The organism is Brachybacterium sp. AOP3-A1-3, from assembly GCF_052378285.1.
Lineage (GTDB): Bacteria > Actinomycetota > Actinomycetes > Actinomycetales > Dermabacteraceae > Brachybacterium.
This window is the reverse complement of record NZ_JBQSXM010000003.1, coordinates 270216-296937: the sequence shown is the minus strand read 5'-3', so window position 1 is coordinate 296937 and position 26722 is coordinate 270216. Positions and strand designations below refer to the sequence as shown.

Annotated in this window: 20 protein-coding genes; 8 read left to right on the top strand and 12 right to left on the bottom strand. The window is 70.7% G+C overall.

Going from position 1 to position 26722, the window contains the following annotated elements; genetic code table 11:
* Positions 1-15 precede the first annotated feature (15 nt).
* On the top strand, positions 16-489 hold the full coding sequence (locus tag ACT3T5_RS06595) for a response regulator transcription factor (RefSeq protein ID WP_444593926.1): 474 nt from the start codon (positions 16-18) through the stop codon (positions 487-489).
* Here ACT3T5_RS06595 and ACT3T5_RS06590 read toward each other — a convergent pair.
* Positions 452-2341 carry a glycosyltransferase gene (locus tag ACT3T5_RS06590; RefSeq protein WP_444579771.1) on the bottom strand — a complete coding sequence of 630 codons (1890 nt, stop codon included), beginning with the start codon at positions 2339-2341 and terminating at the stop codon, positions 452-454. The genes ACT3T5_RS06595 and ACT3T5_RS06590 overlap by 38 nt on opposite strands.
* 240 nt (positions 2342-2581) lie before the next feature.
* Between ACT3T5_RS06590 and ACT3T5_RS06585 the strand changes: the two genes are divergently transcribed.
* Positions 2582-3175 (top strand): AAA family ATPase, encoded by a 594-nt coding sequence (locus ACT3T5_RS06585; protein ID WP_444593925.1) that lies wholly within the window; start codon positions 2582-2584, stop codon positions 3173-3175.
* Positions 3176-3315: 140 nt separating this feature from the next.
* Here the strand turns inward: ACT3T5_RS06585 and ACT3T5_RS06580 are convergent, their stop codons facing one another.
* From ACT3T5_RS06580 to ACT3T5_RS06570, 3 genes are read right to left on the bottom strand one after another with little or no spacing between them, the layout of a single operon-like run.
* Entirely contained in the window at positions 3316-3612 is a 297-nt protein-coding gene (locus ACT3T5_RS06580) for a DUF4235 domain-containing protein (RefSeq protein ID WP_444579775.1), read from the bottom strand.
* 30 nt (positions 3613-3642) lie between these two features.
* Positions 3643-4098 (bottom strand): DUF3618 domain-containing protein, encoded by a 456-nt coding sequence (locus tag ACT3T5_RS06575; RefSeq protein WP_444593924.1) that lies wholly within the window; start codon positions 4096-4098, stop codon positions 3643-3645.
* 1 nt (position 4099) lies between these two features.
* Positions 4100-4495 carry a phage holin family protein gene (locus tag ACT3T5_RS06570; protein WP_319021660.1) on the bottom strand — a complete coding sequence of 132 codons (396 nt, stop codon included), beginning with the start codon at positions 4493-4495 and terminating at the stop codon, positions 4100-4102.
* Between the two features lie 484 nt (positions 4496-4979).
* On the opposite strand from ACT3T5_RS06570, the gene ACT3T5_RS06565 reads away from it, so the two are divergent.
* A complete protein-coding gene (locus ACT3T5_RS06565; RefSeq protein WP_444579778.1) occupies positions 4980-6236 on the top strand; it encodes an MFS transporter in 1257 nt (418 codons plus the stop codon).
* An 89-nt stretch (positions 6237-6325) separates the two neighbouring features.
* Here the strand turns inward: ACT3T5_RS06565 and ACT3T5_RS06560 are convergent, their stop codons facing one another.
* Positions 6326-7543, bottom strand: coding sequence for a hypothetical protein (locus ACT3T5_RS06560; RefSeq protein WP_444593923.1), 1218 nt, complete (start codon positions 7541-7543; stop codon positions 6326-6328).
* 138 nt (positions 7544-7681) lie between these two features.
* On the opposite strand from ACT3T5_RS06560, the gene ACT3T5_RS06555 reads away from it, so the two are divergent.
* Genes ACT3T5_RS06555 through ACT3T5_RS06545 form a run of 3 tightly spaced genes read left to right on the top strand, consistent with a single transcriptional unit; the run spans position 7682 to position 12851 of the window.
* Positions 7682-8725, top strand: a complete 1044-nt coding sequence (locus ACT3T5_RS06555; RefSeq protein WP_444593922.1) for an AAA family ATPase — start codon at positions 7682-7684, stop codon at positions 8723-8725.
* Positions 8722-10080 carry a DUF58 domain-containing protein gene (locus ACT3T5_RS06550; RefSeq protein ID WP_444579782.1) on the top strand — a complete coding sequence of 453 codons (1359 nt, stop codon included), beginning with the start codon at positions 8722-8724 and terminating at the stop codon, positions 10078-10080. The genes ACT3T5_RS06555 and ACT3T5_RS06550 overlap by 4 nt, the downstream gene beginning before the upstream one ends.
* A complete protein-coding gene (locus ACT3T5_RS06545) occupies positions 10077-12851 on the top strand; it encodes a DUF3488 and transglutaminase-like domain-containing protein (RefSeq protein WP_444593921.1) in 2775 nt (924 codons plus the stop codon). Before ACT3T5_RS06550 ends, ACT3T5_RS06545 begins: the two co-directional genes overlap by 4 nt.
* Positions 12852-12860: 9 nt before the next feature.
* Here ACT3T5_RS06545 and ACT3T5_RS06540 read toward each other — a convergent pair whose 3' ends face one another.
* From ACT3T5_RS06540 to ACT3T5_RS06515, 6 genes are all read right to left on the bottom strand, one after another.
* Positions 12861-13973 (bottom strand): ROK family protein, encoded by a 1113-nt coding sequence (locus ACT3T5_RS06540; RefSeq protein WP_444593920.1) that lies wholly within the window; start codon positions 13971-13973, stop codon positions 12861-12863.
* A 248-nt stretch (positions 13974-14221) separates the two neighbouring features.
* Positions 14222-15826: a hypothetical protein gene (locus tag ACT3T5_RS06535; protein ID WP_444593919.1), complete on the bottom strand. Its 1605-nt coding sequence runs from the start codon at positions 15824-15826 to the stop codon at positions 14222-14224.
* The gene (locus tag ACT3T5_RS06530; RefSeq protein ID WP_444593918.1) at positions 15823-16602 is read right to left on the bottom strand and encodes a DUF624 domain-containing protein; all 780 of its coding nucleotides are present in this window, start codon (positions 16600-16602) and stop codon (positions 15823-15825) included. The genes ACT3T5_RS06535 and ACT3T5_RS06530 overlap by 4 nt, the downstream gene beginning before the upstream one ends.
* On the bottom strand, positions 16599-17567 hold the full coding sequence (locus tag ACT3T5_RS06525; RefSeq protein WP_444593917.1) for a carbohydrate ABC transporter permease: 969 nt from the start codon (positions 17565-17567) through the stop codon (positions 16599-16601). The genes ACT3T5_RS06530 and ACT3T5_RS06525 overlap by 4 nt, the downstream gene beginning before the upstream one ends.
* Positions 17568-17571: 4 nt before the next feature.
* Positions 17572-18564, bottom strand: a complete 993-nt coding sequence (locus ACT3T5_RS06520; RefSeq protein WP_444579192.1) for an ABC transporter permease — start codon at positions 18562-18564, stop codon at positions 17572-17574.
* A complete protein-coding gene (locus ACT3T5_RS06515; RefSeq protein ID WP_444593916.1) occupies positions 18564-19790 on the bottom strand; it encodes a Gfo/Idh/MocA family protein in 1227 nt (408 codons plus the stop codon). The genes ACT3T5_RS06520 and ACT3T5_RS06515 overlap by 1 nt, the downstream gene beginning before the upstream one ends.
* 300 nt (positions 19791-20090) lie before the next feature.
* On the opposite strand from ACT3T5_RS06515, the gene ACT3T5_RS06510 reads away from it, so the two are divergent.
* Positions 20091-21803: an FAD-dependent oxidoreductase gene (locus ACT3T5_RS06510; protein ID WP_444593915.1), complete on the top strand. Its 1713-nt coding sequence runs from the start codon at positions 20091-20093 to the stop codon at positions 21801-21803.
* A gap of 57 nt (positions 21804-21860) precedes the next feature.
* Here ACT3T5_RS06510 and ACT3T5_RS06505 read toward each other — a convergent pair whose 3' ends face one another.
* Positions 21861-23312, bottom strand: a complete 1452-nt coding sequence (locus tag ACT3T5_RS06505; RefSeq protein ID WP_444579196.1) for an NAD(P)/FAD-dependent oxidoreductase — start codon at positions 23310-23312, stop codon at positions 21861-21863.
* A gap of 785 nt (positions 23313-24097) precedes the next feature.
* Between ACT3T5_RS06505 and ACT3T5_RS06500 the strand changes: the two genes are divergently transcribed.
* Positions 24098-26596, top strand: coding sequence for a bifunctional metallophosphatase/5'-nucleotidase (locus ACT3T5_RS06500; RefSeq protein WP_444593914.1), 2499 nt, complete (start codon positions 24098-24100; stop codon positions 26594-26596).
* Positions 26597-26722 lie beyond the last annotated feature (126 nt).

Genomic DNA, 26722 nt, shown 5'->3' with positions numbered 1-26722 from the left:
GTCGGGGGTGACCGGATGCGCGCCGCACCTTCTATACGCTGGTGCTGGCCCGGGCGACGGGCACGGACCAACGAGGACGAGGCGGAGGACGCTGTGGGGACTGCTGTGGTGATCGAGGACGACGATGACATCCGTCAGCTGCTGGAGGTCGTGCTCGGCCAGGAGGGGTACGCCGTGACCGTGGCGGCCACGGGCACCGAGGGGCTCGATGCTCTCAGAGCCGATCCGCCGGACCTGACCCTGGTCGATGTCGGCCTGCCGGACATGGAGGGCTATGAGGTGGTGCGCACGGCCCGGCCCCTCCTGAGCGGCCACATCGTGATGCTCAGCGCGCGCTCGCAGGCCTCCGACGCCCAGCTGGGTCTCGAGGCCGGTGCCGATGCGTACCTGACCAAGCCGTTCCGGCCGCGACAGCTGCGCGAGTCGCTCCGGGAGATCGTCTCCCGCCCGGTCAGGTCCGACGGACAGGCACCATCTGCGTCTCGGTGAGCGTCGGGTTCTCCTGGTGCGGGGTCTGCAGCAGCGCGCGCCGCACCGAGACCTCCTTGCGCAGCGCATCGACGGTCTCGCGGCCCACGGCCGTGACCACGGGCAGCTGCTCCCGCGCGGCGTCCGCGTCGCCGCCCTCCAGGATCGCCTCGAGATCGGTGGCGGCCTGCTCCAGCCGTGCGGCACCCACCATCGCCGAGGACACCCGGATGCTGCCGACCGCGTCCCGCGCGGGCATCGGAGCCTCCGCTGCCACAGCGCGCTCCAGGCGGGCGGCACGGATGGGCCACATGATCGCCCATCCCGAGGCGAAATCGATCCCGAGATCCGAGCGGCCCTCGAGCTCGGCCGAGAGCTCCTCGAGCTCCTCCAACCGCATCAGCGGCTGGGCCAGGAGCTCCTCGCTCAGCACCACCTCGGCGAGGATCCGCCCGTCCGCGTTGCGGACGGTCTTGGCCCATCCGGTGCGCCCCGTCAGAGCACGCCATGACGCCTGCAGGTAGTACACGTACGTGAGGTACACGTACACCAGATTGCCCAGTCCCAGGCCGACGGCGACGAGTGCGGAGACCTCGCCACCGGTCACGCGCCGATAGACCAGACCCCACACCGCGTAGGGGAGCACGAGGAAGAACAGCCCGGACAGGACGATCGTGAGCAGGGTCGAGGCTCTCCAGAAGTCCCCCGCGTTCTCGACGAGCCCGAGGATCAGCAGCAGTGGGATGAGCACGAGGTTCAGCATCATCACGACCGGCTGCAGCATGAAGTAGTGCATCTCGAGCAGCCCGGGAACCGAGAGATGGCCGCTGCGGCGCAGCGAGGGGAGCGCGGAAGCGCACTCCATGTTCCCCTGCGCCCAGCGGGTACGCTGCCGGATCAGCCGCCGGGTGAAGGGAAGGGCCTCCTGGGAGACATGCGCCTCCCGCACGTAATGGTTACGCATCCCGAGCTCGAGGATGTTCATGCCGAGCTCGTAGTCCTCGCTGAGCTTCTTCCCCCATGGCTTCCCGTGCTTCTCGGTCAGGGCGTCGAGCACGGTGAGCCGCGCGAACTGGCCGTTGCCGCCCATGCCCACGGTCCCCGTCCGCACCCGCAGCACCTGCATCGCCGAGTTCGTCGTCCGGAACTCGAGATCCTGCATCCGTACCAGCGCGCGGCCGACGGCGTTGCGCACGCGCCCGTCCGTAGGACGCGGGCGTCGGTCGCCGCGGTTCTTCATCCACACCTCGAGCTGGACAGCACCCACCTCGGCGTCGCCGAAGGACTCGGGACCGGACAGCATCGGCAGGGCGTTGTCCGAGAGGAAGCCATCGGCGTCCAGGACCCCGATGACGGTGCGGTGACGCTCCTCCGCGTTCCCCTGCACATGCTCCGAGACGATCCGGTACGCGGCGTTGAGGGCGTCGCCCTTGCCGGTCCTCGCCTCCGGTGCGATCCGGGAGATGAGGTGCACCCGGCTGTCGAAGACCATCAGATCCTGCACCACGCTCGCGGTGGAGTCCTCGCTCGCATCGTCGATGACCCACACGTGAGCTCGAGGGAAGGACGTGCGCGCCGCGGAGACCGTCTCGGCGATCACGTTCTCCTCGTCGCGGCAGGGCACCAGCAGATGCCACGCGAGGGTGTCGGGATCGCCGACAGAATTGCTCGGGTGGCGCACCTCGCGCAGGAAGGTCATCAGCAGCAACGAGACGTAGGTGAGCGCGCAGGCCGCGGTCAGCGTCAGCAGCGCCACCGCCACATCCCGCCAGATCACCTCGCCGATGTTCCCGAACACCCCCGAGAGGCCGAACACGACGACGGCGCACAGCGCATAGAGGACGGCGAGGACGACGGTCAGCGTGGTTCTCATCGGCAGGATTCGCTTTCACGGTGTGGTCCCGGCCCGGGCCCGGAGGGGCCGTCGAGGTCACGGGAGCGGGCAACAGGGTGGGCATGCCCACGGTGATGGACCCGTTCATGCCGAGGCCTCAGATCGTAGTCACTCGAGCTCGCTCCAGTCGTTGTTCGACGTGGCCATCACACGGCCCCGCGCCTCGTCCTGGTGGGAAATCGGTGGCAGCGTCGCTCGAGCACGCCCTACCGTGCGGACATGACGAACGCACAGACCCCGCTCGGTGATCCCTCCGGTATCTCCGCCCTCGACAACGGCCGGTCCATCCTCCTGGTCACCGGTCCTCCGGCCGCCGGGAAGTCCACGGTCACCAGACTGCTGGCCGAGAGGTTGAGCCGTTGCGCGCTGCTCGACGGGGACTTCGTGGCCCGGCTCGTGGTGAGCGGATACGTCTGGCCGCTCGGAGAACCGGCCGACGAGGCCGCACGGCAGGTCGCTCTGTGCAACCAGAACCTCTGCGACCTCGCACGGAACATCGCCGACGCCGGGATCACCCCGGTCATCGACTGGATCGTCCCGGATCGGGCGCAGTTCGACGTGTTCTCGAACGCGCTCGGCGGTCTGGGGCTGCGCCCCGTGGTGCTGGCCCCCGACCCCGCGGTGTGTGTGGAGCGGAACCTGCAGCGCGAGGAACGAGCCCGTTTCGACTTCGACGACCACGCGGGCCTGCTCGCCCGGATGGGGGAGGCGTTCGGGGACGACGCGCTCTGGGTCGACTCCAGCCACCTCAGCGCGCAGGACACGGTGGAGCTGATCGTGGAGGCGCCGGGCATCGCCGACGACAGCCGCTGATCCGGCCGTCGGCCCGGGCTCGAGCCGCCATACCGGCCTCGACGTCCACCTCGAGACCGGCCTCGACGTCAGCTCCGACGGCGACAGCGCCCCTCGGCTCCGGAGCCGAGGGGCGCTGTCGCCGAGCGGTGCGCAGGCGATCAGTCGCCCGGCCACTCCCCGAAGACCTTCTCGAAGGCGCGTGCGCCGCCGCGGTCCACGAGTGCCTTGACCGTGGCGTAGAGGGCGCCCTGGATCGCCGCGGCGAGCACGATCTGACCCAGCGGGAACTCGGACTCGAGCGCCTTGGGGGTGTCATCGGTGTGCTCGGAGGCGGCGCGCTTCCAGATCTGCTTGAACAGGATCCCGGCGACCGCGCCGCTGGCGACGCCGCTCAGCAGCCCGATGGGGCGGTAGAGGATCTTGGCGGAGGTGCTGGTGGTCTTCTCATGGGCCATGGTGGTCTCCTCGAGGTCTCGGCGGGAACGTCAGCGGCGGCGGTTCGCCAGGAGTGAGACCGCGGCGATCAGGAGGCCCACGGTGGCGCCGCCCGCCGCCCACAGCACGGGGCTCGGACGCCCCAGATCATCGGTGGCCGCATCGCGTGCCTGGTCACGGGCCTGGGCGACGGAGGAGCGGGCGGACGCGCGAGCCTGCTCCGCCTGCCCCTGCAGCCGGGCCTTCTGCTCGTGCGCGCGGGCTTTGAGCTCGTCGACCTGCTTGTCGGCCTGCGCCTTGGGGTCGAGCTTGTCGGAGAGCGCGCCGACGGTGTTCGCCAGATCGCGACGCGTGCGGGCGATGTCGGTCTCGATCTCCTCGGGCGTGGCATCGCCGGACGGCTCCGGGACTGCCGTGCCGGGCAGGCCGGTCTCCGTCTCGGGAGGACGGATCGGCCCGGAGTCGGGGCCCCCGGGTCGGGCCGCGTCGTTCGCTGCGTGGGTCATCTCAGATCCTTTCCTTGATCTCGTCCGCGTCCCGGCGCACGGTGGCGACGGTCCGCTCGGGCGTCGGGGTCAGGCCCTCGGTCTTCTTCTTGCCGATCAGGGCGGCGATGCCCGCGATGAGGAAGATGACGACGGTGACGATCAGGGCGGCCGCCCAGGCGGGCAGGAAGAGCGCGAGCACCAGGATCGCGGTGGCGATCAGGGAGCCGAGCCCGAACCAGGCGAGGACGGCGCCGGCACCGAAGAGGCCCACGGCGGTCCCGCCCTGCTTGGCCTTCTGGGTGTACTCGGCGCGGGCGAGCTTCAGCTCGTCCCGCACGAGACGTGCGGTCTGCTCCGACAGGCGATCCACGAGATCGGCGACAGAGGGGTCTTCCGTGGGACGGGGGTTGCTCACGAGTGCTCCCTTCGGACTTGCGATGGCCGGTGGCATGCACGTGCCGGCGACCCGGACGCCCGACGGGCACGGAGCCCGCCGACGGCCCCAGCCTAGACATGCCCTTCTCCCGTGCTCCAGGGGATCGGGCACCCGGTTCCTCGACGACGACGCATGACCTGCATCGATGGCGTGAACTCGCGAGACCCACCGGTGCTCGACCAGCCGGTCGTGACGGTCCGCCCGGAGCGGCTGCGAGCGGTGCCGGGTGATCGGGTCACGCTCTGGACCCGTCGTGACCTGCGCACCCGGTCGCAGTACGGTGTCCGGACCGCTCCTCCTCGTGCTCCTCTTCCTCCGCACTCATTCCTCCGCACGCACTTCTCGCATCATCGCTCGCCCCCTGTCCTCGCCCCTGCGCCGCTCCCGCCCGAAGGACCCCCGTGCCCGTTCAGATCGCCGTCGCCGCTGCGCGACGCGCCGCCCCGGACAGGCGGAGGCTGGCATGATCACCACCGCCTCCCCGCGCCCGCGCCGCTTCGGCCCCCTGCGTGACAAGCACTCCCGCCCGTACCTGATGACCGCCGGGCTCTCGATGATGGGCGACAACATCGAGCACGTCATCACCTACTGGGTGCTCTGGCAGACCTTCCACTCGCCGTGGCTCGTCGGCTTCCAGGTGATCAGCCACTGGCTGCCCTTCCTGCTGCTGTCGGTGCTCTTCGGCGGCCTCGCCGAGAAGTACGACTGCCGGCGCATCATCCAGATCGCCCAGGGCCTGTTCGCGTTCGTGTCCCTGGGCTGGGGCGTGCTGTTCCTGACCGGCAGCCTGGAGATGTGGAGCGCCTGCGTGCTGCTGGTGCTCCACGGCTGCGCCGGCGCGCTGTGGGGACCGGCGGAGCAGCTCATGCTCCACGACTTCGCCGAGCCCAAGGAACTGCCCAGCGCGGTGCGTCTGAACGCGACGTTCAAGAGCCTCGGTGTGCTGGCCGGGCCGGTCGTCGGCTCTGTGCTGCTCCTGCTGCTCGGGCCCACATGGGGGATCTTCGCGAACATCGTGTTCTACCTGCCGATGACGCTGCTGATGATCCGCACGCCGTTCACGGGGCACTCCCGCAGCGGCCTGGTGCTGCGGGACCGGGTCTCGATCCTGGACACCCCGCGCGTGCTGCGCACCGTCGCGGGGGACAAGGTGCTGGTGGGCATGATCGCGCTCGCCGGGCTGATCGCGGTGTGCGTCGGCTCCTCCCTCACGGTGTCGATGCCCAACTTCGCCGACGCCCTCGGCGCGGGGGACGAGGGCGGCCTCGGCTACGGCCTGCTGCTGTTCGCCAACGGCATCGGCGGCGTGGTGGGCGGGTTCCTGCTCGAGGCCACCGGCATCATCAAGGCGGACGTCAAGGCCGCTGTGGTCGCCGCCGTGATGTTCGGGCTCACCAGCCTCGTCGTCGCCACCACCTCGCACTACGGGATCGCCGTCGTCGCGCTCGTGGTGGGCGGCGTCGCGAACCTCGCCGCCACCTCGGTGGGTCAGGCGATCGTGCAGCTGCGTGCCCCGGCGGACCAGCGCGGCCGCGTGGTCGGGGTCTACGGGATGATCGGCAGCGGCATGCGCACCGGAAACGGCATCACCCTCGCCGGCCTCGGTGCCCTGGTCGGGGTGAGCGGTGCGGTGGCCGTGGGCGGGGTGGGTCTGATGATCGGAGCGCTCGTGATCGCCGTGCTCACCGGGATGCAGACGGCGCGCAGCCGACGAGCCTGACCAGCGGACATCGCACGTCGGACGCCCTGGGACGGACGACTCCGGACTTACGACTCACGACTGGTGTCGCGGGACGGCTTTCCGTCAGGTCAGCGGCGGGAGCGGCGGCGCCCGGTGATCCAGAGCGCGATGCCGCCGAGCCCCAGGGCGAGTGCGGCCAGTGCGGCCGGCGTCGAGGCGTCGCTGCCGGTCTCGGCGAGGGCGCTGTCCGACCCGTCGGAGGCCTCGACGAACCCGGAGCCGTTCGCACCGCCCGTGCCGTCCGCGCCATCCGAACCGTCCGAGCCTCCCGAGGATCCGTCGCCCTCCGCAGAGCTCCCGTCCTTCCCGGTTCCGCCGCCATCGGTGATGCCGCCGTGCTTCCCGCTCAGGACGGCTCCGATCCGGAGCACCTGATCGATCATGCGCTCCTGCGCGGTGGAGGAGGACGAGGAGCTGTCGGGATCAGGGGTCTGCGAAGCGGACGCATCCGTCGGCTCGCGCGTGCCCGCGCTCCCGGCCGACGGGGCCGGCGTCTGAGGGGTGCTGTTCTCGTCGCCCGGCGTGCTCGGGGCAACGGGTGAGGAGCTCGACTTCTCGGACCCCGACGTCGCATCGGACCCCGACGACCCATCGGACCCCGAGGTCCCGGCGGAGCCCTGCTTCCCGCCGGAGTCCTTCTCCCCGTCGTTCCCGACGGGTGGATCAGCCGGGGGAGAGGTCTGCTTCGGAGCATCGGTCCCGGAGGATGGCTGGTCCGACGGCTTCGGGGACGGCGTCTTCGTGGCCGGCTTCGAGGATTTCGGTGCGTCCGGCGACGGCTTCGGGCTCACGGACGCGTCGTCGGTGTGCTCGCCCGTCGGCTCCTCCGTGGGCTCTTCGGTCGGCTCCTCGGTGGGCTTTTCGGTCGGCTCGGGGTCAGCTGCCTTCTCCGCCACCGAGAACTTCCCGTTCGCCTGCGTGTCCTCGACGTCGATCTGGTACCTGTACTCACCCGCTAAATCGGGGGTGTACGCCGTGGAGATGCTCTGAGCCTGGTCCGAGGTGACGTTCAGGGTTGTCGCGCCGCTGCCCTCGGGCGGGATGATCGTCACCGTCCCGCTCTCCTTCTGCCCGAAGCACTCTCCGGTGATGGCGACTGTCTTCCCGAGGGTCAGGGTGTCAGGAGACGCATCGGCGCCGGGCGCCTCGCAGATGGAGGGCGGCGAGGCCGGGAGCGCGCCCGCGGCCGGCGCGGCGAGCGTCGCCGACGGCATCAGGGCGCACGAAGCGACCAGCACCAGGCCTGCACCGAAACCGGTGGCGGCCGAGCGTTGACGACTCGTCACAGAAAGACTCCTCGGAAGACAGGGACAACCCGTCATACTCTAGGGGTGGGCACTCTGTGTGACGCCCAAGCAGGTCACATGGCCGGGCAAAGTCTTCGTGAACAGCCTGGCAAGCGGCGACCGTCAAAGGAGCAGGCGATGATGCAGGACGACGGTCCCGATGACCTGATGGCCGACATCCCTGTCGACGGCGCCCCCGCCAGCGGCATCCCCGCCCTGACCGAGTCCGAGGCCCGGGAGATCGCCGCCGAGGCAGAGTCCGTGATCAGCGAGATCGCCACGGTCGTCGAGGGCAAGGGGGAGGTCGCCCAGACCGCCTTGCTCGTGCTGCTGGCCGGCGGCCACCTCCTCATCGAGGACATCCCCGGCGTGGGCAAGACGATGCTCGCGAAGTCCCTGGCCGCGGCGCTCGGCGCGAAGCGCCACCGCATCCAGTTCACCCCCGACCTGCTGCCCGGGGACGTCACCGGCGCGAGCATCTTCAACCAGGCCACCAGCGAGTTCGAGTTCCGGCCCGGCGCCGTGTTCACGCAGATCCTGCTGGCCGACGAGATCAACCGCGCCTCCCCCAAGACCCAGTCCGCTCTGCTCGAGGCCATGGAGGAGCGGCAGGTCAGCGTCGACGGCACCACCTACGAGCTCGAGGAGCCGTTCATGGTGGTCGCGACCGCGAACCCCGTGGAGATGGAGGGCACCTACCGGCTCCCCGAGGCCCAGCGCGACCGCTTCCTCGCCCAGACCTCCATGGGGTATCCCGTGCAGTCGGCCGAGACCCGGATGCTCGCCGCCCAGGCCGGGCCCGTCCCCGCCGGCGACCGCGACGTCCTCGACGCCGTCCGCACCCGCACCACCCCCGAGCGGATCGCGGCCCACGTCCGTTCCGTGCGCCGCGTCCACGCCTCCGAGGTCATCCTCGACTACATCGTGCGCCTCGCGGCCGCCACCCGCTCCCACCCGCACGTCACCCTCGGCGCCTCGCCCCGCGCCGCGGTGCACCTGGTGCGGGCGGCCAAGGCGCATGCCGCGCTCGACGGGCGCACCTTCGTGGATCCCGAGGACGTCCGCGCCGTGATCATGCCGGTGTGGCGCCACCGCATGCACCTGACCCCGCAGGCCCTGTCCCGCGGCGCGAGCGCGGGGGAGCTGGTCGACCAGGTGCTGCGGAACACCTCGCAGACGTGACGCCGCGACCCGGGACGGTCCTGCGCCCGACCGCGCGAGGCTTCGCCGTCGCGGTCCTGGCGCTGCTGTGCTGGGTCACGTCGGACCTCACCGAGGTCCGTCCCGCCCGCTATCTCGCCGCCGCCCTGCTGCTGGCGCTGCTGGTCGGCGCGATCGGGATCGGGGTCTCGAGCATCGGCCTGCGGGCACGCCGCCAGGTGATCGACGACGCCGTCCCCGTCGGCTCCGTGGCCCGCGTGCAGCTCGAGATGCTCACCAGGGCGCCGCTGACCGTGGTCCCGCTGACACGCGGCACCGTGCGCGAGCATCTCCCCGCGGCGCTCGGCGGCCAGGGCGACCTCCCGCTGTCCCGTCGGATGCCGCACGTGCTGCGGGTGAGCCATCGGGGATCGCATCCGCTGGGCCCGTACAGCATCATCGTGCGCGACGTATTCGGCCTGTTCCATCTGCGGCGCACGGTCGAGGACGGCCTGCAGCTGACCGGCCTGCCCGTGGTCGCAGAGCTCGCCCCGGGCGCGGAGCGCGCCACCGGCATCACCCGCGAAGGGCCGCTGAGCGCCCTGTCCGCCCCGGGCGTCGGCGAGATCGGGCCCATCGCCCGTCCCTATGCGGCCGGTGACGACATCCGTCGCATCCATTGGCGGGCCAGCGCCCGCACCGGACAGCTGATGACCCGCGAGGACGAGCCCGCCGCCGGGCACAGCGCCGTGATCGTCCTGGACACCACGCGCCGCGAGGACGTGGGCCCCGAGATCGAGGACCGCCTGGTCTCCCACGCCGCCACCGTGCTCGAGAGCCTCGGGCTGAACGGCTGGGACGTGCGCATCGTGGACGCCTCCGGTGACGAGATCACCCGCAGCGGCCGCCGCCGCGGCATCCCCGGGCCCTCCCCGCTGGGCAGCGAGGCCGACGCCGTCGAGTCCCGCGCCTCCCTGCTCGCGCTCGCCGACGTCGCCTTCGACGATGACGAGGTCGCCACCATCGGCGTGGGCATCGACCACGCCGCCGGGAACACCGCCCTCGCGATCGCCCTGGGCCCGGACGTGGGCGACCCCTTCTCCGGTCTCGAGCTGGACCGCTTCGCCGGCCGCGCCGCCCACCGCACCGCGATCGCCCTGCGACCCGCCCTGGATGCCGAGGAGCCCGAGACGCCCCGTCGGGCGCGCCGCATCGGCCCCGCGGACCGCGACGACTTCGGGCACGCCCACGAGGCGCACGTCGAGAAGCTCGCCGCCGCCCGGCACGCCGCTCACCCCACCCGCTCCCTGCTGGGGACCTGGATGCTGGTGCGCGGCACCACCGCGGACACCCTCGATGACCTGCTCACCGCGGGCGACGCGGAGGCGGATCGATGAGCCCGCTGATGGGGCGCCCCCTGCTGCAGGGCGGCGACCTGGTGGGCCGTTCCCTCCTGCTGCTGCTCGCGATCCTGCTCGCCTCCGCCCCGCTGTCGATGCTGATGGCCGGGTCCAGCTGGTTCATGCTCACCCTGATCGCCGCGACCCCCGTGATCATCAGCGGGATCGTGCTGCGCCAGTTCCTGCGCCCACCGCTGCTGGTCCCCCTCGCGCAGATGCTGGTGATCGCGGTGCAGCTCGTGGTGGTCGAGATGGGGCACGGCCTCGTGGACCTCGGCGACGGGCCCGTCGCCCTCGTACGCGCCCAGGGCTCGATCTTCCCCGGTGCCTTCAACGAGCTGGCCGGCGGGATGGCCCCGCTGACCCTCGGCTCGCGCGGCACCGTGATCGTGATGCTCGTGCTCGCCCTGGGCTCCCTGCTGCTGGATCTGGTGTTCGTGGACCTGGGCTGGCACACCCCCGTGGGCCTCGCCCTGTTCGGGTCGCTGCTGATCCCGGCCCCCCAGCAGCCCTCCGGCGGTGCCTGGTGGACCGTCATGGGTCCGGTGGTCGCCGGCCTGCTGATCCTCGCCACGCGGACGGTGCACTCCGATCCGCGGTATCTGGAGGGCGACCGTCGGCCCCAGGCAGGCCCGCTCACGAGCCCCGCCCGCGCGACCGGCGCGGCGGCGCTGTGCATCATGCTGGTCGCCGCGCTCACCGTGCCCGTGGGCCTCGCGCTCCCGAAGGTCGCCCCGACGAAGGTCGCCCTGGACATGGACGTCATCAACCAGTGGCAGAACCGCGACATGCCGTCGCTGGGCCCGGTGATGATCGATGACGACATCTCCGTGCGGCGCTCCCTGCTCCAGCAGCAGGACGTCGAGGTGCTGCGCTACACGACCACCGCCGACGAGCCCTCCTACCTGCGCGTGCGCACCCTGAACACCTTCGACGGCGAGACCTTCCGCAACACGGCCGACGAGGGCGGGAACCCCTCGATGAAGGTCAGCGCCTACTCCGACGCGTCCGACGGCACCGACCCCTCCTCCGGGAACGACGCGGGCCTGCTGCGCACCGAGTTCCACGTGCTGGACCTCGCCGGCGACCGCCTGCCCGCGCCCGAGCGGATCCGCGGCATCGCGACCGACGAGGCGGACATCTCCCGGGATCTGCAGCTGAAGCCCACCAGCGGCGAGATCTCCCTGCGCGGGGTGCGCGCCGATCTGAGCCGGCTGGACTACACGGTGCTGACCGCGCCGAGCAACGCCACCGCGGACAAGCTGCGCAGCGTGGACCCGGCCGTGTTCGAGCAGCCCTACGACGCCGGGTACATCTCCCGCCAGGAGGTCCCGGAGGTCGCCCAGGACCTCGCGGTGAAAGTCGCCGACAGCGCCGGAGCCGACAACGCCTTCGACACCGCGGTCGCCTACCAGGACTACTTCCGCAGCGAGTTCGAGTACTCCCTCACCGTGAACTCCCCGCCGGGGGAGGACCCGCTGGAGTCCTTCCTCGCCGATCGCATCGGCTACTGCGAGCAGTTCGCCGCCACCTTCGCCCTGATTATGACCGCGCAGGGCTATCCCACCCGGGTGGCGATCGGCTTCACCCCCGGCACGCAGGACGGCGACGAGTGGTCCGTGAGCGCGAAGAACGCCCACGCCTGGCCCGAGGTGTGGTTCGGCGCGAGATACGGCTGGGTGCGCTTCGAGCCGACGCCGGCCGCGGCCGCGAACGGGGTGACGCCTCCCGGGATGACCTCCGACAGCTCTGCCGAGCAGGATGAGCAGCAGCCCTCCGAGGAGCCCAGCGAGTCACCCACCACCGAGGAGGAGACGACCCCGGCCGACGAGGACCCCGCCACCACGGACGACCCCGAGGCGACGACCGATGCCTCGGCCTCCGACGGCGGGGGAGCGGTCACCAACCCCGTGACCGTGAAACGGGTCGAGAGCGGACTGTTCACCGGCCTCATCATCGGGTTCCTCGTCGCCGCCGGCGGTGCGGCCGCCGTGGTGCTGATCCGGCGCCACCGCGTGACCCTGCGCAATGAACGGTGGAAGAGCTTCGTGCGCGGGGGCGGCGGTGGCGGTGGCAGTGACGGTGGCAGTGGGAATGGCAGCGGCGGTGGTGGCAGTCGCAGCGGCAGCGGTAGCGGCAGCGGCGCAGGGCGCGATGCCGCGATCATCGCCGAGCGGGAGCGGCGCCGCGCGGGCGAGCTCGCCTGGTCGGAGCTGAACCGGGAGCTGAGCGTGCGCTCGGTCGCCATCCGCTGGTTGGGCTGGACCGGTGCCTGGAGCTCCCCGCCCCGGCTCCTCGCGCTCGATGGCGCGCTGCCCCCGGCCCGCGCCCTCGAGGACCTCCTGGAGCAGATCGACGACGGCGATGTCGAGGTCACCGACGAGCACCGCGCCGCCGCCGCCCGTGTCGCCTCCGCCTACACCGCCGCCCTCTACGCCGCGCCCCTCCCGGAGCCGGCCTCGGTCGGCGCCCCGCCGGCGTCGAGCAGCCGCGTGGCTGCCGACGCGTCCTCGCATGCTCCTGAGCCTCACCTGGACGATCGAGTGCGACCTTCGGGCGGTCGTGGCGCCTCGATACCCGCGCCAACGTCGCACTCGACGAAGGCTGGGGCTGGCGCCGGGCCTGTGGCTGGGGCCGGGCCTGGGGCCGGGCCTGGGGCCGGGGCCGGGCCTGTGGCTGCGGCCGCGCCGGGTGAACCGACGCCGGAGATGCCCCCGCTCCGCACGGACGCCGACCTGCTCGCCGCCCTGATCCGCAACGCCCGCTGAGTCAGCCCTTCACGCGTCCAGGACGTACTCCCGTTCCTCGAGGTGGTCCAGGGCGAGCCGGGCAGCTCCGAGAGGGACGACGTCGTCGCCGAGCACGGACAGGACGACGTCGGGGACATTGATACACATCGTGCTCAGGTGCTGGCGGGTGGCGTCGACGAAGGGCTGCCCACCGGCGGTGAACTCGCCGGCGATGACCACGAGCTCGGGATCCAGCACCGACACGAGCACGGAGGCGCCGCGGGCGGTGTGGTGGGCGAGGTGATCGGCCAGCTCGGAGGCCTCCTGCTCCCCCTCGGCGGCGGCGCGGAACACCTCTTCAGCGCTGCGGCCGGCCTGCTCGAGCACGGCGGCGGCGTTCCAGGTCTGGTCGTGCAGGAGCCGGCCGAGCTCGGCGGCGGCGCCCGATCTGCCGTGGTGGGCGCGGCCCCCCAGCAGAATGCCCTGGCCGGTGGGGCGACCCGACAGGATCAGCGCGACGTCGTTCGCGTACCGCGCGGCGCCCTGCCACTTCTCGCCGAGCGCGGCGATGGTGCCGTCGTTCCCGGCGACCGCAGCGCTGTGGAACCACGACCCGACCGTGCCCGCGAGATCGAGCCCGGTCCAGCCGGGGATCTGGCTCGCCCTGCGCACGGTGCCCTGCGGGTCCACGACACCGGTGGTGGCGACCCCGACCGCCCACACCTCTCCGGCGGGCGCCGTGGCCCGCAGCGAGATCTCGTGCGCCCTCCGCAGCCTCTCCGGGGCGGGGAGATCACGCGGCGTCGCGACCTGCTCGCGGGCGATGATGGCGCCGTCGAGGTCGGTGACCAGGGCGAGCACCTGCGTGGGGGAGAAGTAGAGGCCCAGCACGTAGCCGGCGGTGGACTGGAAGCTGTACCGGCGGGCGGGGCGGCCCGATGTCCCGGTGGCCGGTGCGTGCACCTGGACCAGTCCTCTGGCGTCGAGCTCGGTGAACACGGCGGTGAGGGTCTGCCGGGACAGCCCGGTCGCCTGCGCCATCTCCGTGAGCGTCCTCTCGGGACCCGTGCGCAGGGCGGCGAGAACCGTGCGGCGGTTCCACCGCCGCACCAGCGTGGTGTCGGCGCCGGAGGTGCCGGCGCCCGAAGGGCTCGTCGTCATGGAAGGACTTTCTGAGATCGATCGCGGACGGGGCGGTCGGAAGAGCAGGAACGGAGGTCTCGCAGGAGCGGCGGTGGGGCTCGATGTCCGGACTGCGGCGGTCCGTCCGGTCCGCGGCCCTCAGGTCGTTCACGGTACCCGTTGGGTCCCTGGACGCTCTGCCCACTGACGTCGTGCCCTGGGGCGTCGAGTCGTCGGCCGTCGTGCCCGGCAGTCCTGGCCTGCCGGGCACGACGACGGAGGTGGCCTCAGGAACGGCGCTCGTAGGCGGTCTGGTGCGCCGCGACGAAATCTGCCAAACCGATCTGCTCGAAGGTGGCGACGTGGTCGTCCCACTCGTCCAGCGACCGGTCACCCGTGACGAACGCGGCGAGGGATTCCTCGGCGTACTTCGAGATGTCGTTGCCGATCGTGGTGATCTGCTGCGACTCCTCTGCGGTGAAGGTGAACGCGGGCCACACCTCCTTCAGGGCGTACGGCTCCACGACCTTGGATCCCTCGGTGGACTGCTCCGAGGTCTCGACGCCGCGGAACCAGTCGTCCGTGGCCCAGCCCGGGTACCAGCCCCCGAGGTACAGGACGTACGGCTTCAGGGCCTCGTCGACCGTCTTGTCCTCCAGGAGCTCCGGGATCAGCTCGTCACGCCCGTCGACCTCCTCATAGCTCTCGCCCTCGACGCCCAGGAAGAACAGCTTGGCGCCCTCCTCACCGAACCAGAAGTCCATCCAGCGGGCGATCTCGATGGGGTGCTCGGACTTGTCCGTCATCACGAAGTTGCCGATCGAGGAGAGCTCCGACCGCACGGCGTGCCAGGCCGGCTCATCGCCGGCGCTGCGCACCAGGGGCTTGAGCGCGACGTAGTTGTCGCCCTCCTTCCCGAAGTAGCCCGACGGGGTCTGCACCCCGCAGGAGCCCAGCAGCCCCTCGGTACCGTTCGCGCTGAACGCCGCGGCGTCGGTGGCGAAGATGTCCTGCTGCAGGAGACCCTTGCTGTAGAGCCCGTTCAGGAAGGACAACAGGTCGCGGTACTCCTCGCTGGCCGGGAAGTAGCGCACCTTGCCGTCCGCGTCGAGGTCGATGAGGCCGGCATCGTTGCCGTGGTTCGCGAGGCCGAACGTCCCGTACAGACTCGTCAGGATGGCGCCCATGTCCTGGCCGCCGAGCGGGATCGAGCCCTCGATGCTCGCAGCGACCTCCTCGAGGTAGGCCTGGTACTCCTCGAGCGTCTCCGGGGTCGCCATGCCGAACTGGTCCAGCCAGTCCTGGCGGATCCAGAACTTCGTCTGGTAGCGCAGACCGAGGCTTGTGGGGTCGTAGATGCCCGGCAGGGAGTAGATGTTCCCGTCGGGGAAGGTGAGGCCGGTGCGGAGCGCGGGGTACTCCTCCATCCGCGCCGTCAGGTTGGGCATGTACTTCTCGATCAGATCGTTGAGCGGGATGAACGTGCCCTGCTCTCCGTACTTCGCGATGTCGCCGCTGGGAACCCCCGTGCGGTAGAAGACCTCGGGGTAGTCGCCGCTGGTCAGGAGGAGATTGCGACGCTCGATAGCTGCTTCCTCATTGACCAGTCCCCAGTCGACCTCGATGTTGGTGAGCTCCTGCGTCGTCTGCGCCGCGGCGACCTCGTTCCAGTCCTCCGCCGAAGCGTTGGACCGACGGGACATGAAGGAGATCGTGATCTCCTCCTCGACGATCGGCAGGCCCTCGGGATTGATGTTCTCGTCGGGGTTCTCGATCTTCTCGGCGGTGTCCCCGCCCTCGTCACCCCCGCCGCCGCAGGCCGCCAGAGCGGTGGAGGAGGCGAGGACAGCGGAGGCGAGGACGGTGCGGCGGGTGAACGGTGAACGGGTCATGATTTCCTCTCGAGGTCGTGCAGGGGATTCGTCACGGCCGGGTGGCCGGGGCGTGAGGTCGTGGGAGTGAAGGGCCCATCGGCGGACACGGACACGGGCTGGGCGTGGGAGGGGTGGGGGAGCGCGCGGTGCAGGCACCACGCGGAGACGGCGAACGGGACGCCGGCGCCGACGACGGGGAGCAGGCCGGGCCAGCCCGAGACGATCAGCAGCGTCGGCCATCCGACCCAGGCAGCGACCAGGGCGATGCTCAGCACGGGCCGGCTCAGCGCGTGGGCGAGCGCCGAGGCGACGATGACGGAGACCCGAGGGCGGGCGCCCGGCTCGATCTGCTCGAGCACCCACGGCAGGTAGGGGAGCGTCACGGCCAGCAGGAGCGCGGTGAGCAGCACGATCCCCTGGGTGACGGCCGACGGGATCGGTGGGACCCCCCGGGACATCCACCACGTCATCGCGAGCGACGCCGCGAGAGCGATGGCCAGCAGGCCTAACCCGGCGGACCGGCCCCAGTGGGATCGCCAATGCGCCCACATGGTGCGGGGCACGTCGACGTCCTGGTCGCCGCGGGCCCAGGCACTCGCCACCGCGTGGGCACCGACGCTCGCGGGCCCGATGCCGAGCACGATTCCGCCCAGCAGCGTCAGCATGCACCACCACAGGTTCAGCCACACCAGCTGCACGGCGCGATGGACGAGGGCGTCCAAGCCGGCCAGAGGGCGGAAGCCGCTGGACATCCTGGCGGTGACCGGCGCGGATCCAGGGCGGAGGGTGCTCATCCCTTCACCGACCCGATCAGCACGCCCTGCGTGAAGAACCGCTGGAGGAACGGGTAGATGATCAGCAGCGGCAGGGACGCCACGATCATCACCGCGTACTTGATCAGAGACGCCAGGCGCACCTGCTCGACGATCGAGCCGGCATCACCACCGCCCCCGCCGCCGGCGGACGGGTCCTCGGAGACCACCAGGAGCTCGCGCAGGATCAGCTGGAGCGGGAACTTGTCGCGGTCCGAGAGATAGATGAGCGCCTTGAAGTACTCGTTCCACAGCCCCACGCCGTGGAACAGCGCGAGGGTGACGATGATCGGGGCCGACAGCGGCAGCGCGATGCGGAAGAAGGTCTGCACGTCGCTCGCCCCGTCGACCTTGGCGGCCTCGCCGATCTCCTCGGGCACCGTCTGGGTGAAGAAGGCCCGCGCCACCAGGATCGACCAGGCGCCGGCGGCACCGGGCAGGATCACGGCCCACATGGTGTCCAGCAGGGCGAGATCCTTGACCAGCAGATAGGTGGGGATGATGCCGCCGGAGAACAGCATCGTGAACAGGATGTACCAGGTCACGCCGGTGCGCCCCGCCATGTGCTTCCGCGACAGGGCATAGGCGCACGGCAGGATCAGGCCCAGATGCACCGCCACGCCCACCAGGGTGTAGACGATCGAGTTGCGGTAGCCGATCCAGATCGCCGCCTGCCCGAACACGCGGCGGTAGCCGTCCAGCGTCACGTCCACGGGCCACAGCCAGACCTTCCCGGTCTGCACGGCGTGGGGGTCGCTGATCGAGGCGATCACCACGAACCACAGGGGATAGCCGATCACCAGCACCACGAACAGCACGAACGCCACGTTGAAGCGGTCGAACCACCGATCGTCGCGGCTGCCCACGGCACGGTGCTCGACAGGGGACCCGTTGAGAGAGTCGTCGGACGCTGCGCCGCCGGGGCGCAGCTGGGTCGTCGTGTTCATGGAGTCACCACAGACTGTTCTCGGAGAACTTGCGGGCCAGCTGGTTCACGGTGATCAGCAGGATGATGTTGATGACCGAGTCGAAGAGCCCGACGGCAGCTGCGTAGCTGTACTGGCCCTGGATCAGACCCGTCTCGTAGACGAAGGTCTGGATGACGTCGGCCGTCTCGGCGTTGAGGTTGTTGGTCATCAGCAGCACCTTCTCGAAGCCGACGGACATGAAGCTGCCGAAGTCGAGGATGAACAGGATGACCACCGTGGGCATGATCGCGGGGATGTTCACGTGCCGGATCCGCTGCAGGCGGTTCGCGCCGTCGACCTCCGCCGCCTGGTGCAGCTCGGGGTTCACGCCGGCCAGCGCGGCGAGGTAGATGATCGTGCTCCACCCCAGCGACTGCCACACGCCGGACCACACGTAGAGGTGACGGAACCAGGCCGGATCCTGCATGAACTGGATCGGATCGAGCCCGACCAGCTCGAGCAGATGGTTCAGCAGCCCGGTGTTGGGGTCCAGGAAGGCGAACAGCATGCCGACCACCACGACCGTGGAGACGAAGTGCGGTGCGTAGGTGAGGGTCTGGGTGAACCGCTTGAAGAACCTGCTCTTCAGCTCGTTGAGCGCGAGTGCCAGGATGATCGGCAGCGGGAAGAGGAGCATCTGGTAGACGCTCAGCACCAGCGTGTTCTTCAACAGGCGCCAGAAGTAGAACGAGCCGAAGAAGCGCTCGAAATTCTCGAATCCGGTCCAGGGACTGCCCGAGATCCCCTTGCTCGCGATGAAGTCCTTGAACGCGATCTGCACCCCGTACATCGGGACGTAGTTGAAGATCAGGAAGAAGATCAGAGCGGGGGCGGCGAGCAGATACAGCTGCCAGCTCGCGACCACGCGCCGACGCAGCCGGCGCCGGCGCGACGGCTGCGGGAACGACGCCGCGGGCTGGTCGGCCGGCGGGGACGCGGTCGACGTACGCGTGGCCGACGGGGACGCGGAGGACATCAGGCGACCGGTTCCGAGGCGCCGAAGACCGCACGACGCAGATCCGCGAGGTGCACCGGCATCCCGGTGCGGGCCGAGTCCTGCAGGGCCATCGCGCACAGCACCGCGTCGATGCCCTCGGCGAGACCGGCCCGCGGGGTCCGGTCCTCCCCGGCGGCGAGACGCCAGAACAGTTCACCGAGGATCTCGTCGCCTCCGTGGTGGCCGCTCGCGCCGATCTGCACGCTCTCGTGCTCCTGTGTGGACCCGGCTCCACCGGCGGGATCCGGGAAGGACAGATCGAGGGTCCGGGCGCTCAGGTCGCCCTCCAGCAGACCCTCGGTCCCGAAGATCCGCAGCCGACGGGTGGAGCGCGGCTGCGCCATCACGGCGGTGAAGGTGGCGAGCGTTCCGTTGTCGAACTCCAAGGTCGCGACCTGGCGGTCCGGGAGGCCGGACGGGCCGTAGGGGGAGTGCTGGGTGCTCGAGCGCAGAGCGTTCTTCGTCGCCTCGTCCCCGAAGTCGAGCTCGCCGGGCCCGGCGGTCGGGCGGAACCGCGGCAGCTGTTCGCTCTCCGCGCGGGGCCGGAACGCGAGGGCCGAGGCCATGGAGTGCACACGCACGGGGCGGCTGCCCAGGACGTATCCCAGGACGTCGACGTCATGGCAGCACTTCTCGAGCATCCAGCCGCCGGAATGCCCGACGTCCCGTCGCCAGCCCTGGTACTGCATGAGCGTCAGCCCGGTGCCGAGGTTCTCGTCGGCCTGGACCGAGAGGATCTCGCCCAGCCGGCCGGAGCGGACGATCTCCCGCACACGTTCGTAGAAGCGCGTGTAGCGCAGCACGAATCCGACGACGGTGCGGGACGCGGTTCGTGCCTGTTCCGCGGACCAGAGCGCGGAGAGCCCCTCCACGGTGGTCGCGACCGGCTTCTCGAGCATCAGCGGAAGCCCCTGCCGCATCGCCTCGACCGCGTATGCCACGTGCTGGTCGTTCGGGGAGGCGACGACCACCGCGTCGAGGTGGCGGTCGCGCAGCATCTCCACGCCATCGTCATGGAGGTCGGGCTGTGCGGCGAAGAGACCGGCGAAGGCCTCGCGGCGCTCATGATCCGGATCCGAGATCGCCGAGAGGTCGACAGAATCCGCCATATCTGCCGGGACGTTACGAAAATAGGAGGCAGCGCGCTGGCCGGAGCCGATGAGGCCGACTCTCAGCTGTTTCGTGGCTGTTCGGGCAGTATTCATGGCCTGGACACCTATGCTGGGGAGCGGTGGATGTGCCGCTCGAGGTGGGGGTGAGGAGAGGTTACGTAAGGATGTAACAGAACCTAGAGTCGATCTGTGACCCATGTCAACCCCGAGCTGGGAACTGGATCGTTGGGGCCGAGATCCGCGTCCTGGTCACCATGAACGCGACTTCTCATGACGATGAACGAGGCTCCTCGAGGGAGTGAAATCGGCTCGTCGTCAGGCGCTCTTCGCCCCCGCGACTGTGGGCTGCGGCATATCCTGCCGCCACCTCCTCCGACTCGACAGGATGAACCGGTGACCTCTCCCGGCATGACCACACCAGCACCAGATCCCGTACCAGGACCAGAGCCCGCACCGGCGCCATTGCCAGCACCCGAGCCGCGCGAGCTGGCTGCCGATCTCGTCGTGATCGGCGGCGGACTCGGAGGAGTCGCCGCCGCACTCACCGCCGCCCGGCTCGGCCATCGCGTGATCCTCACGGAGGCGGATCCGTGGCTCGGGGGCCAGCTCACGGTGCAGGGCGTGCCCCCGGACGAGTCGGCGTGGGTGGAGTCCCACCCGAATTCGGCGAGCTATACAGAGTTCCGGGAGGCGGTCCGGGAGCACTATCGGCAGAACTTCCCGCTCACGCAGAGCGCCCGGGCCGATGCGCAGCTGAACCCGGGGATGGGCTTCGTGTCCAAGCTCTGCCATGAGCCCCGCATCGGGGCGCTGGTGCTCGAGCAGATGCTCTCCCCGCTGCTGTCCAGCGGGCAGATCACCTGGTTGCGCGAGCACGAACCCACCGCGGCAGAGCGTGACGGAGACCGGATCAGCTCGGTGGTCGTCCGCGAGCTCCGGACCGGCGTGGAGACGATCCTGAGGGTTCCGTTGATCGTCGACGCCACCGAGCTCGGCGATCTGCTGGAGCTCGGGGAGGTCGAGCACGTGATCGGCGCGGAAGCTCGCAGCGAGCATGGCGAGCTCCATGCCCCCGAGCAGGCGGATCCCCTCGACCAGCAGGCGATCACCTGGTGCTGCGCGCTCGAATGGGCGCCGGGGAATCGGGAGCTGGTGCCCCGACCCGCGCTGTACGAGCGGTACGCGACCGTGGTCCCCGATTTCTGGCCCGGCCCGCAGCTCTCCTTCGACGACGTCCACCCGATCACGCTCGAGGTGCGCCACCGCCCGGTCTTCCTGGAGGATCCGGTCGGTGACGAGGGTGTCCAGGACGGACGGGGCATGTGGCACTACCGTCGGGTGCGCTCCCAGGAGGTCCTCGAGCCGGGCACCCCGGGCGGGGAGATCAGCCTGGTCAACTGGCCGCAGATCGACTTCTGGGATCTGCCGCTGCTCGGCGTCGGCGCCGAGGAGAGGGTGCGCGCCGAGGACGAAGCACGCCAGCTGACCCTGTCCTTCGTGCACTGGCTGCAGACCGAGGCGCCCCGCACCGGAGGTGGGCACGGGTACCCGGAGCTCCGGCTGCGCGGAGACGTCCTGGGGACCGCCGACGGGCTCGCCCGCCAGCCCTACATCCGCGAGTCCCGCCGCATCCGCGCGCTCTTCACCGTGACGGAGGAGCACATCGGCCGGGAGATGCGCGGCGAGTTCGCCGGCCCCGCGGAGTTCGCGGATTCCGTGGGGACGGGGCACTACCGGATCGACCTGCACCCGTCGACGTCGGCCCGCACCTACGTCGACATCGACTCCTTCCCGTTCCAGATCCCGCTCGGGGCTCTCATCCCGGCCGACGTCACGAACCTGCTCCCGGCCAACAAGAACATCGGCACCACCCACATCACCAACGGCGCCTACCGGCTGCACCCCGTGGAGTGGTCGATCGGCGAGGCCGTCGGCGCCCTCGCCGAGATCTGCCGCCGCCGTGGCGTGACCCCGGCCGAGGTGCACGCGAGCCCCGAGAGGGTCGCGGAGCTGCAGGCGCTGCTCCGAGATGAGCTGGGAGTGCGGCTCGAGTGGCCCGAGGCGATCCGTCGGCGTCTGCCGGAGCCGGATGAGGCTCTGCGGTGACGCAGCGGGGCTGTGCGGCAGCGGGGCAGCGGACACGAGGTCCGTACCCCTTGCGCGTCAGTCCTTCGTCGGGCCCGGGACGCTGCTGGCCCCGGGGGCGGCGGCGGCCGCTGCCTCGTCGGCCGGCGCGTCGGCGCAGGCCCCCTTGCCGAACTTCCGCTTGGCGGCCTGCTCCTCGAAGATCCGGGCCGCGCGCAGCGAGTTGACCTCGCCCACCACGGGGTTCGGCTGGTGGGTGGCGCGGGAACCCGAGTACAGCGAGATCAGGTTCATCGCGACGGCGCGCTGGTTGCGGTGCCCGATCATCTTGGTGATGTGCACGCCCAGCCAAGCGGCCCAGCCCATCGCGCCGGAGAGCCCGCCGAGAACCGGGATCTCGGCGATCGCGGCGTGACGGCCGATGGTGGCCATGGTGCCGAGGTCCGTGTACTTGAACTTCTTGCGAGGCTTGCCGGCGACCTCTGCGGCGATGGCGCGGGCGGCGGCCTGACCCATCTGGATCGCGGGCTGGGCGAGCTGGGGGAGAGCCTCGTCCTGGCCGGCGATGTCTCCGGCTGCATACACGCCCGGATGCCCCTTGACCTGCAGGAAGTCGTCCACTGCGAGGCGTCCGCGCTTGTCCTGCGGAAGGCCCCACTCCTTGACGGAATCGGGGATGGCGACGCCCGCGGCCCAGATGGTGATGTCGGATTCGAGGATCGACCCGTTGTCCAGGACCACGTGGTCGTAGCCCACGGACTTCACGCCGTGGCCCAGGCGCAGCGTCACGCCGCGGTCCTTGAGCTCCTCGGCGGCGTAGTCGCGATACTTCGGGCTGAACTCCTTGATGAGCTCGCCGCCGCGCTGGAGCACCGTGACCTGCAGGGTCCCGGGGTCCATCTCGGGGTAGAGGATGTCCAGCTCCTGCATGCGGAAGTCCGCGAGGGCGCCGGCGATCTCCACACCGGTGGGCCCACCGCCGACGATGCACACGTGGAGCTTGTCGTGCCCGGCGGCGTCCTCACGGCTGGAGCGCTCGAGCTCGGAGAAGATGCGGTCGCGGATCGCGAGCGCCTGGCTGCGGGTGTACATCGGCATCGCGTGCTCTTCGGCGCCAGGGGTGCCGAAGTAGGTGGTCGTCGCGCCGTTGGCCACGATCAGGTAGTCGTAGGACAGCTCGTGGATGCCCTTCTGGCCCTCGTCGAGCTTGACCACCTTGCGTTCGGGATCCACCCCCTCGACCTCGCCCTGGCGGTACCGCATGTTCGGGACCTTGAGGGAGAGGCCGCGCAGGAACATGGTGACGTCGCCCGGGTTCAGGCCGGCCGTGGCCACCTGATAGAGCAGCGGCTGGAAGGTCTTGTAGACGTTGCGGTCGATCAGGGTGACGCGCACCCGGGCATCGCGCAGGGCTCCCACGGCGTGGGCGCCGGCGAAGCCGCCGCCCAGGATGATCACATGCGGCCAGCTCGCGCCGTCCTTCGCAGGGACGGTGGGGCGACGGGAGAGGAACGGCATCGGCAGGACCATGGGAACTGACTCCTTGGAGTGACGGTGGTCGGCGTCCCGGAGGGGCACCGGTGGCGTCCCTGGGCAGGGGAGCCGGCGTCGGCTGGAGGGTGAGGAGGATCGAGGGGCTGCGGACGATGCCGGGTGCGACCCGGGGAGGCGGGCTCGACGACCGGTCGGGCCCGGGGCCTGAGACGAGTGCGCGAGGAGGCGTGTCGTCCGAAGTACTCAGCGATGCTACCCACTTCGTGCACCGTGGCGTAACCGTAGCCCCCGGTCCTGAGGTCGCGCATCACAAGGAAAGCGAATTCAGGGCGGAGGCATCGTGATCGCCGCCTCCCTCGCGGTGCCGCGCCGTCTCTGCCATCTCGTCCCGCCCTCCAGCTCCCGCCCTCCAGCTCCCGCCCTCCAGCTCCCGCCCTCCAGCTCCCGCCCTCCAGCTCCCGCCCTCCAGCTCCCGCCCTCCAGCTCCCGCCCTCCAGCTCCCGCCCTCCAGCTCCCGCCCTCTCGTCCCCGCCCTCCAGCTCCCGCCCTCCAGGTCCCGCCCTCTCGTCCCCGCACGCCGGATCCCGCCCTCCAGCTCCCATCTCCGCCCGCTGGATCCGGTGCCGGCCGGGCTTCAGGTCATGAAAGGGTCAAGGCGTCCCCCGGATCGCACCAAGATCGAGGCGCAAGTCACGGGGATCGGTCAACGCACGGTGACAACTCGAAACCAGAACGGGGAACAACGGGCGTGGTGCGACATCCCCGGGATGAGATGTCCCCAGGCGCACGGCGTGCGCACACATCACTCCCAGGAGATATTCATGTTCGTTCCCCCCGTCCGCCGCCTCGCGCGCGGCGCGTCCGTGGGCCTCGGTGCCGCCGCCCTCGTGGTCGCGACCGCCATGGTCCCGCTCGGTGCTGCAGCCGCCGCCGAGGCCGGAGACGAGGTCAATCTGCTGACCTTCAACGACTTCCACGGCGCCCTCGGGGCCGGCGACGCCTTCGCCTGCACGATCACCACCGCCCAGGAGCAGCATCCGAACTCGGCCCTGCTCTCCGCGGGCGACAACGTCGGCGGCAGCGCCTTCGCCTCGGCCGTCGCCGATGACGAGCCCACCATCGACTTCCTCAACGCCCTCGGCGTGGACGCGAGCGCGGTCGGCAACCACGAGTTCGACAAGGGCCAGGACGATCTGGCCGATCGCATCTCCCCGCGCACCGACTTCCCGGACCTGGCCGCGAACGTCTACCGCGCCGACGGCAGCCACGCCCTGGAGCCCTACGCGATCGTCGAGGCGGGTGACGTGAAGGTCGCCGTGATCGGCGCCGTCACCACCAAGACCGTCGGCAAGGTCAGCCCCTCGGCGATCGAGGGCCTCACCTTCGGCAACCCGGTCGAGGGTGTCAACAACGCCATCGACGAGCTGAACGAGTCCGGCGAGGAGTACGACGTCATCGTCGCCTCGTACCACGAGGGTGCCTCCGGGAACGGTGAGCCGGGTTCCGCACCGAGCAACTCCGACCCGATCTTCGACGAGATCGTCGCGGAGACGTCCTCCGAGGTCGACGCGATCTTCAACGGCGACTCCCATCAGACCTACGCGTTCGACGCCCCGGTGCCCGGCCAGGACGGCGAGGTGCGCCCCGTCGTGCAGACCGGCTCCAGCGGCGCCAACATCGGTTCCGTGACCCTTGCGCTGGGCGATGACGGCGACTGGGACGTGATCGAGGGCAGCACGAAGCTGCTCCCCACCGAGAACGCCGACCTCGGCGCCTGCGCCGGCAACGCCACCCACGACGAGGCCTCCCGGATCATCGCCGACGCGATCGCCGATGCCGAGGTGCTCGGCGCCGAGCAGGTCGGCACGATCTCCGACGACATCACCACCTCGTGGGACTCCAGCGTCGCCGAGTACGACGAGAACGGCATCCGGCAGTCCCGCGCCCCGGTCACGGACCAGGCGACGACCAAGGGCGATGACCGCTCCCGCCACTCCGCCGCCGGCAGCACGCTCGCGGATTCCATGACGTGGTACCTCGAGGACGCCGGCCTGGACGGCGAGAACGAGGTCATCGGCTGGATGAACCCCGGCGGCATCCGCGCCGAGCTGTGGGACGAGGCTGCCGGCGCCGAGGGCGACGGCGTGGTCACCTATGCCGAAGCCAACTCGATGGTGCCCTTCGGCAACACCCTGAACTCCGGCGAGGTCACCGGCGCCCAGTTCGCGCAGATGCTCGAGGAGCAGTGGCAGCGTGACGACAAGGGCGACCCCACCAGCGAGTTCCTCGCGTTCAGCGTCTCGGACAACGTCGAGTACGTCCTGGACAGCACCCGCGAGCTGGACGACCACATCGTCGATATCCGCGTGGGCGGCGAGCCGATCGACCTCGACGCGACCTACACGATCGTCGCCGCGAGCTTCCTCTTCGAGGGCGGCGACAACATGTGGGCGCTCTCCGAGGCGCAGAACGTGAGCGATTCCGGCGTGCTGGACCGCGACGCCTTCATCCAGTACCTCGGAGCGCACGAGGGCCTGGCGCCGGACTACTCCCAGCAGCAGCTGGACCTGCAGATCCTCGACGGCGGCGAGTACGACTCCGAGGCCGGCGTGGACACCGATCCCGTGCTCCGCCTCGCGGCGCTGGAGTCCCTCAGCCTCGGCGCCCCCGAGATCACCTCGGTGAGCGTGGACGCCGGCGAGTACGGCACCTTCGAGGCGCCCTACGGGTACCTCGAGGACGCCGGCCGCTACGTCGGCGACGTCACCCTGACCGACTGGCTGTGCGTGCCCGAGGGCACCGTGGTGCCGCTGACGATCACCGCTGTCCCGGACGAGGGCACGGCGATCACCTACGAGCTGCCGTCCTTCACCTGGACCGCCGGCGGTGCGCCGGAGTCCTGCGGTGACGACACCACGCCCCCGCCCGGTGACGGCGGGGACGACGGCGACGACGGGGACGGCACCACGACGCCCCCGAGCGATGAGGACGACGAGGACGACGAGGGCGGGGACACCACCCCGCCGGCCGACGACACGACGCCTGCGGACGACGCCGATGACGCGTCCGACGGCACCACCCCGCCGGCCGACGACACCACCGCCCCGCCGGCCACCGGCGGCTCGCACACCGACGCGACCGGTACGGCCTCGGCGGGCGCTGACTCGGCGGGCACCGACGCCGCGGACGTCCGTGCCGACGGGCCGTCGAACCTCGCCCGCACCGGCGCCGACGTGGCGCCGTATGTTCTCGCGATCGGCATCATCGCCCTGGCCGGCGTCGGTGCCCTGGTGCTGCGGCGCCGCCTGAGCCGCCGCTGACCCCCGTCCTGACGACGAAAGGGCCGAGCCCCACCGGCCCGGCTCCTTCGTCGTCAGGACTGCCAGCCCCGCCTCACGACTCCCACCTGCCTCACGGTCGCCACCCGCTCCGCAGACCCTCACCAG

Excerpts from the sequence above, each read along its gene's own strand:
- ACT3T5_RS06595 (WP_444593926.1), top strand. The coding sequence starts at position 16 with ATGCGCGCCGCACCTTCTATACGCTGGTGCTGGCCCGGGCGACGGGCA.
- ACT3T5_RS06590 (WP_444579771.1), bottom strand. The coding sequence starts at position 2,341 with ATGAGAACCACGCTGACCGTCGTCCTCGCCGTCCTCTATGCGCTGTGC.
- ACT3T5_RS06585 (WP_444593925.1), top strand. The coding sequence starts at position 2,582 with ATGACGAACGCACAGACCCCGCTCGGTGATCCCTCCGGTATCTCCGCC.
- ACT3T5_RS06580 (WP_444579775.1), bottom strand. The coding sequence starts at position 3,612 with ATGGCCCATGAGAAGACCACCAGCACCTCCGCCAAGATCCTCTACCGC.
- ACT3T5_RS06575 (WP_444593924.1), bottom strand. The coding sequence starts at position 4,098 with ATGACCCACGCAGCGAACGACGCGGCCCGACCCGGGGGCCCCGACTCC.
- ACT3T5_RS06565 (WP_444579778.1), top strand. The coding sequence starts at position 4,980 with ATGATCACCACCGCCTCCCCGCGCCCGCGCCGCTTCGGCCCCCTGCGT.
- ACT3T5_RS06555 (WP_444593922.1), top strand. The coding sequence starts at position 7,682 with ATGATGCAGGACGACGGTCCCGATGACCTGATGGCCGACATCCCTGTC.
- ACT3T5_RS06545 (WP_444593921.1), top strand. The coding sequence starts at position 10,077 with ATGAGCCCGCTGATGGGGCGCCCCCTGCTGCAGGGCGGCGACCTGGTG.
- ACT3T5_RS06540 (WP_444593920.1), bottom strand. The coding sequence starts at position 13,973 with ATGACGACGAGCCCTTCGGGCGCCGGCACCTCCGGCGCCGACACCACG.
- ACT3T5_RS06535 (WP_444593919.1), bottom strand. The coding sequence starts at position 15,826 with ATGACCCGTTCACCGTTCACCCGCCGCACCGTCCTCGCCTCCGCTGTC.
- ACT3T5_RS06530 (WP_444593918.1), bottom strand. The coding sequence starts at position 16,602 with ATGAGCACCCTCCGCCCTGGATCCGCGCCGGTCACCGCCAGGATGTCC.
- ACT3T5_RS06525 (WP_444593917.1), bottom strand. The coding sequence starts at position 17,567 with ATGAACACGACGACCCAGCTGCGCCCCGGCGGCGCAGCGTCCGACGAC.
- ACT3T5_RS06520 (WP_444579192.1), bottom strand. The coding sequence starts at position 18,564 with ATGTCCTCCGCGTCCCCGTCGGCCACGCGTACGTCGACCGCGTCCCCG.
- ACT3T5_RS06515 (WP_444593916.1), bottom strand. The coding sequence starts at position 19,790 with ATGAATACTGCCCGAACAGCCACGAAACAGCTGAGAGTCGGCCTCATC.
- ACT3T5_RS06505 (WP_444579196.1), bottom strand. The coding sequence starts at position 23,312 with ATGGTCCTGCCGATGCCGTTCCTCTCCCGTCGCCCCACCGTCCCTGCG.
- ACT3T5_RS06500 (WP_444593914.1), top strand. The coding sequence starts at position 24,098 with ATGTTCGTTCCCCCCGTCCGCCGCCTCGCGCGCGGCGCGTCCGTGGGC.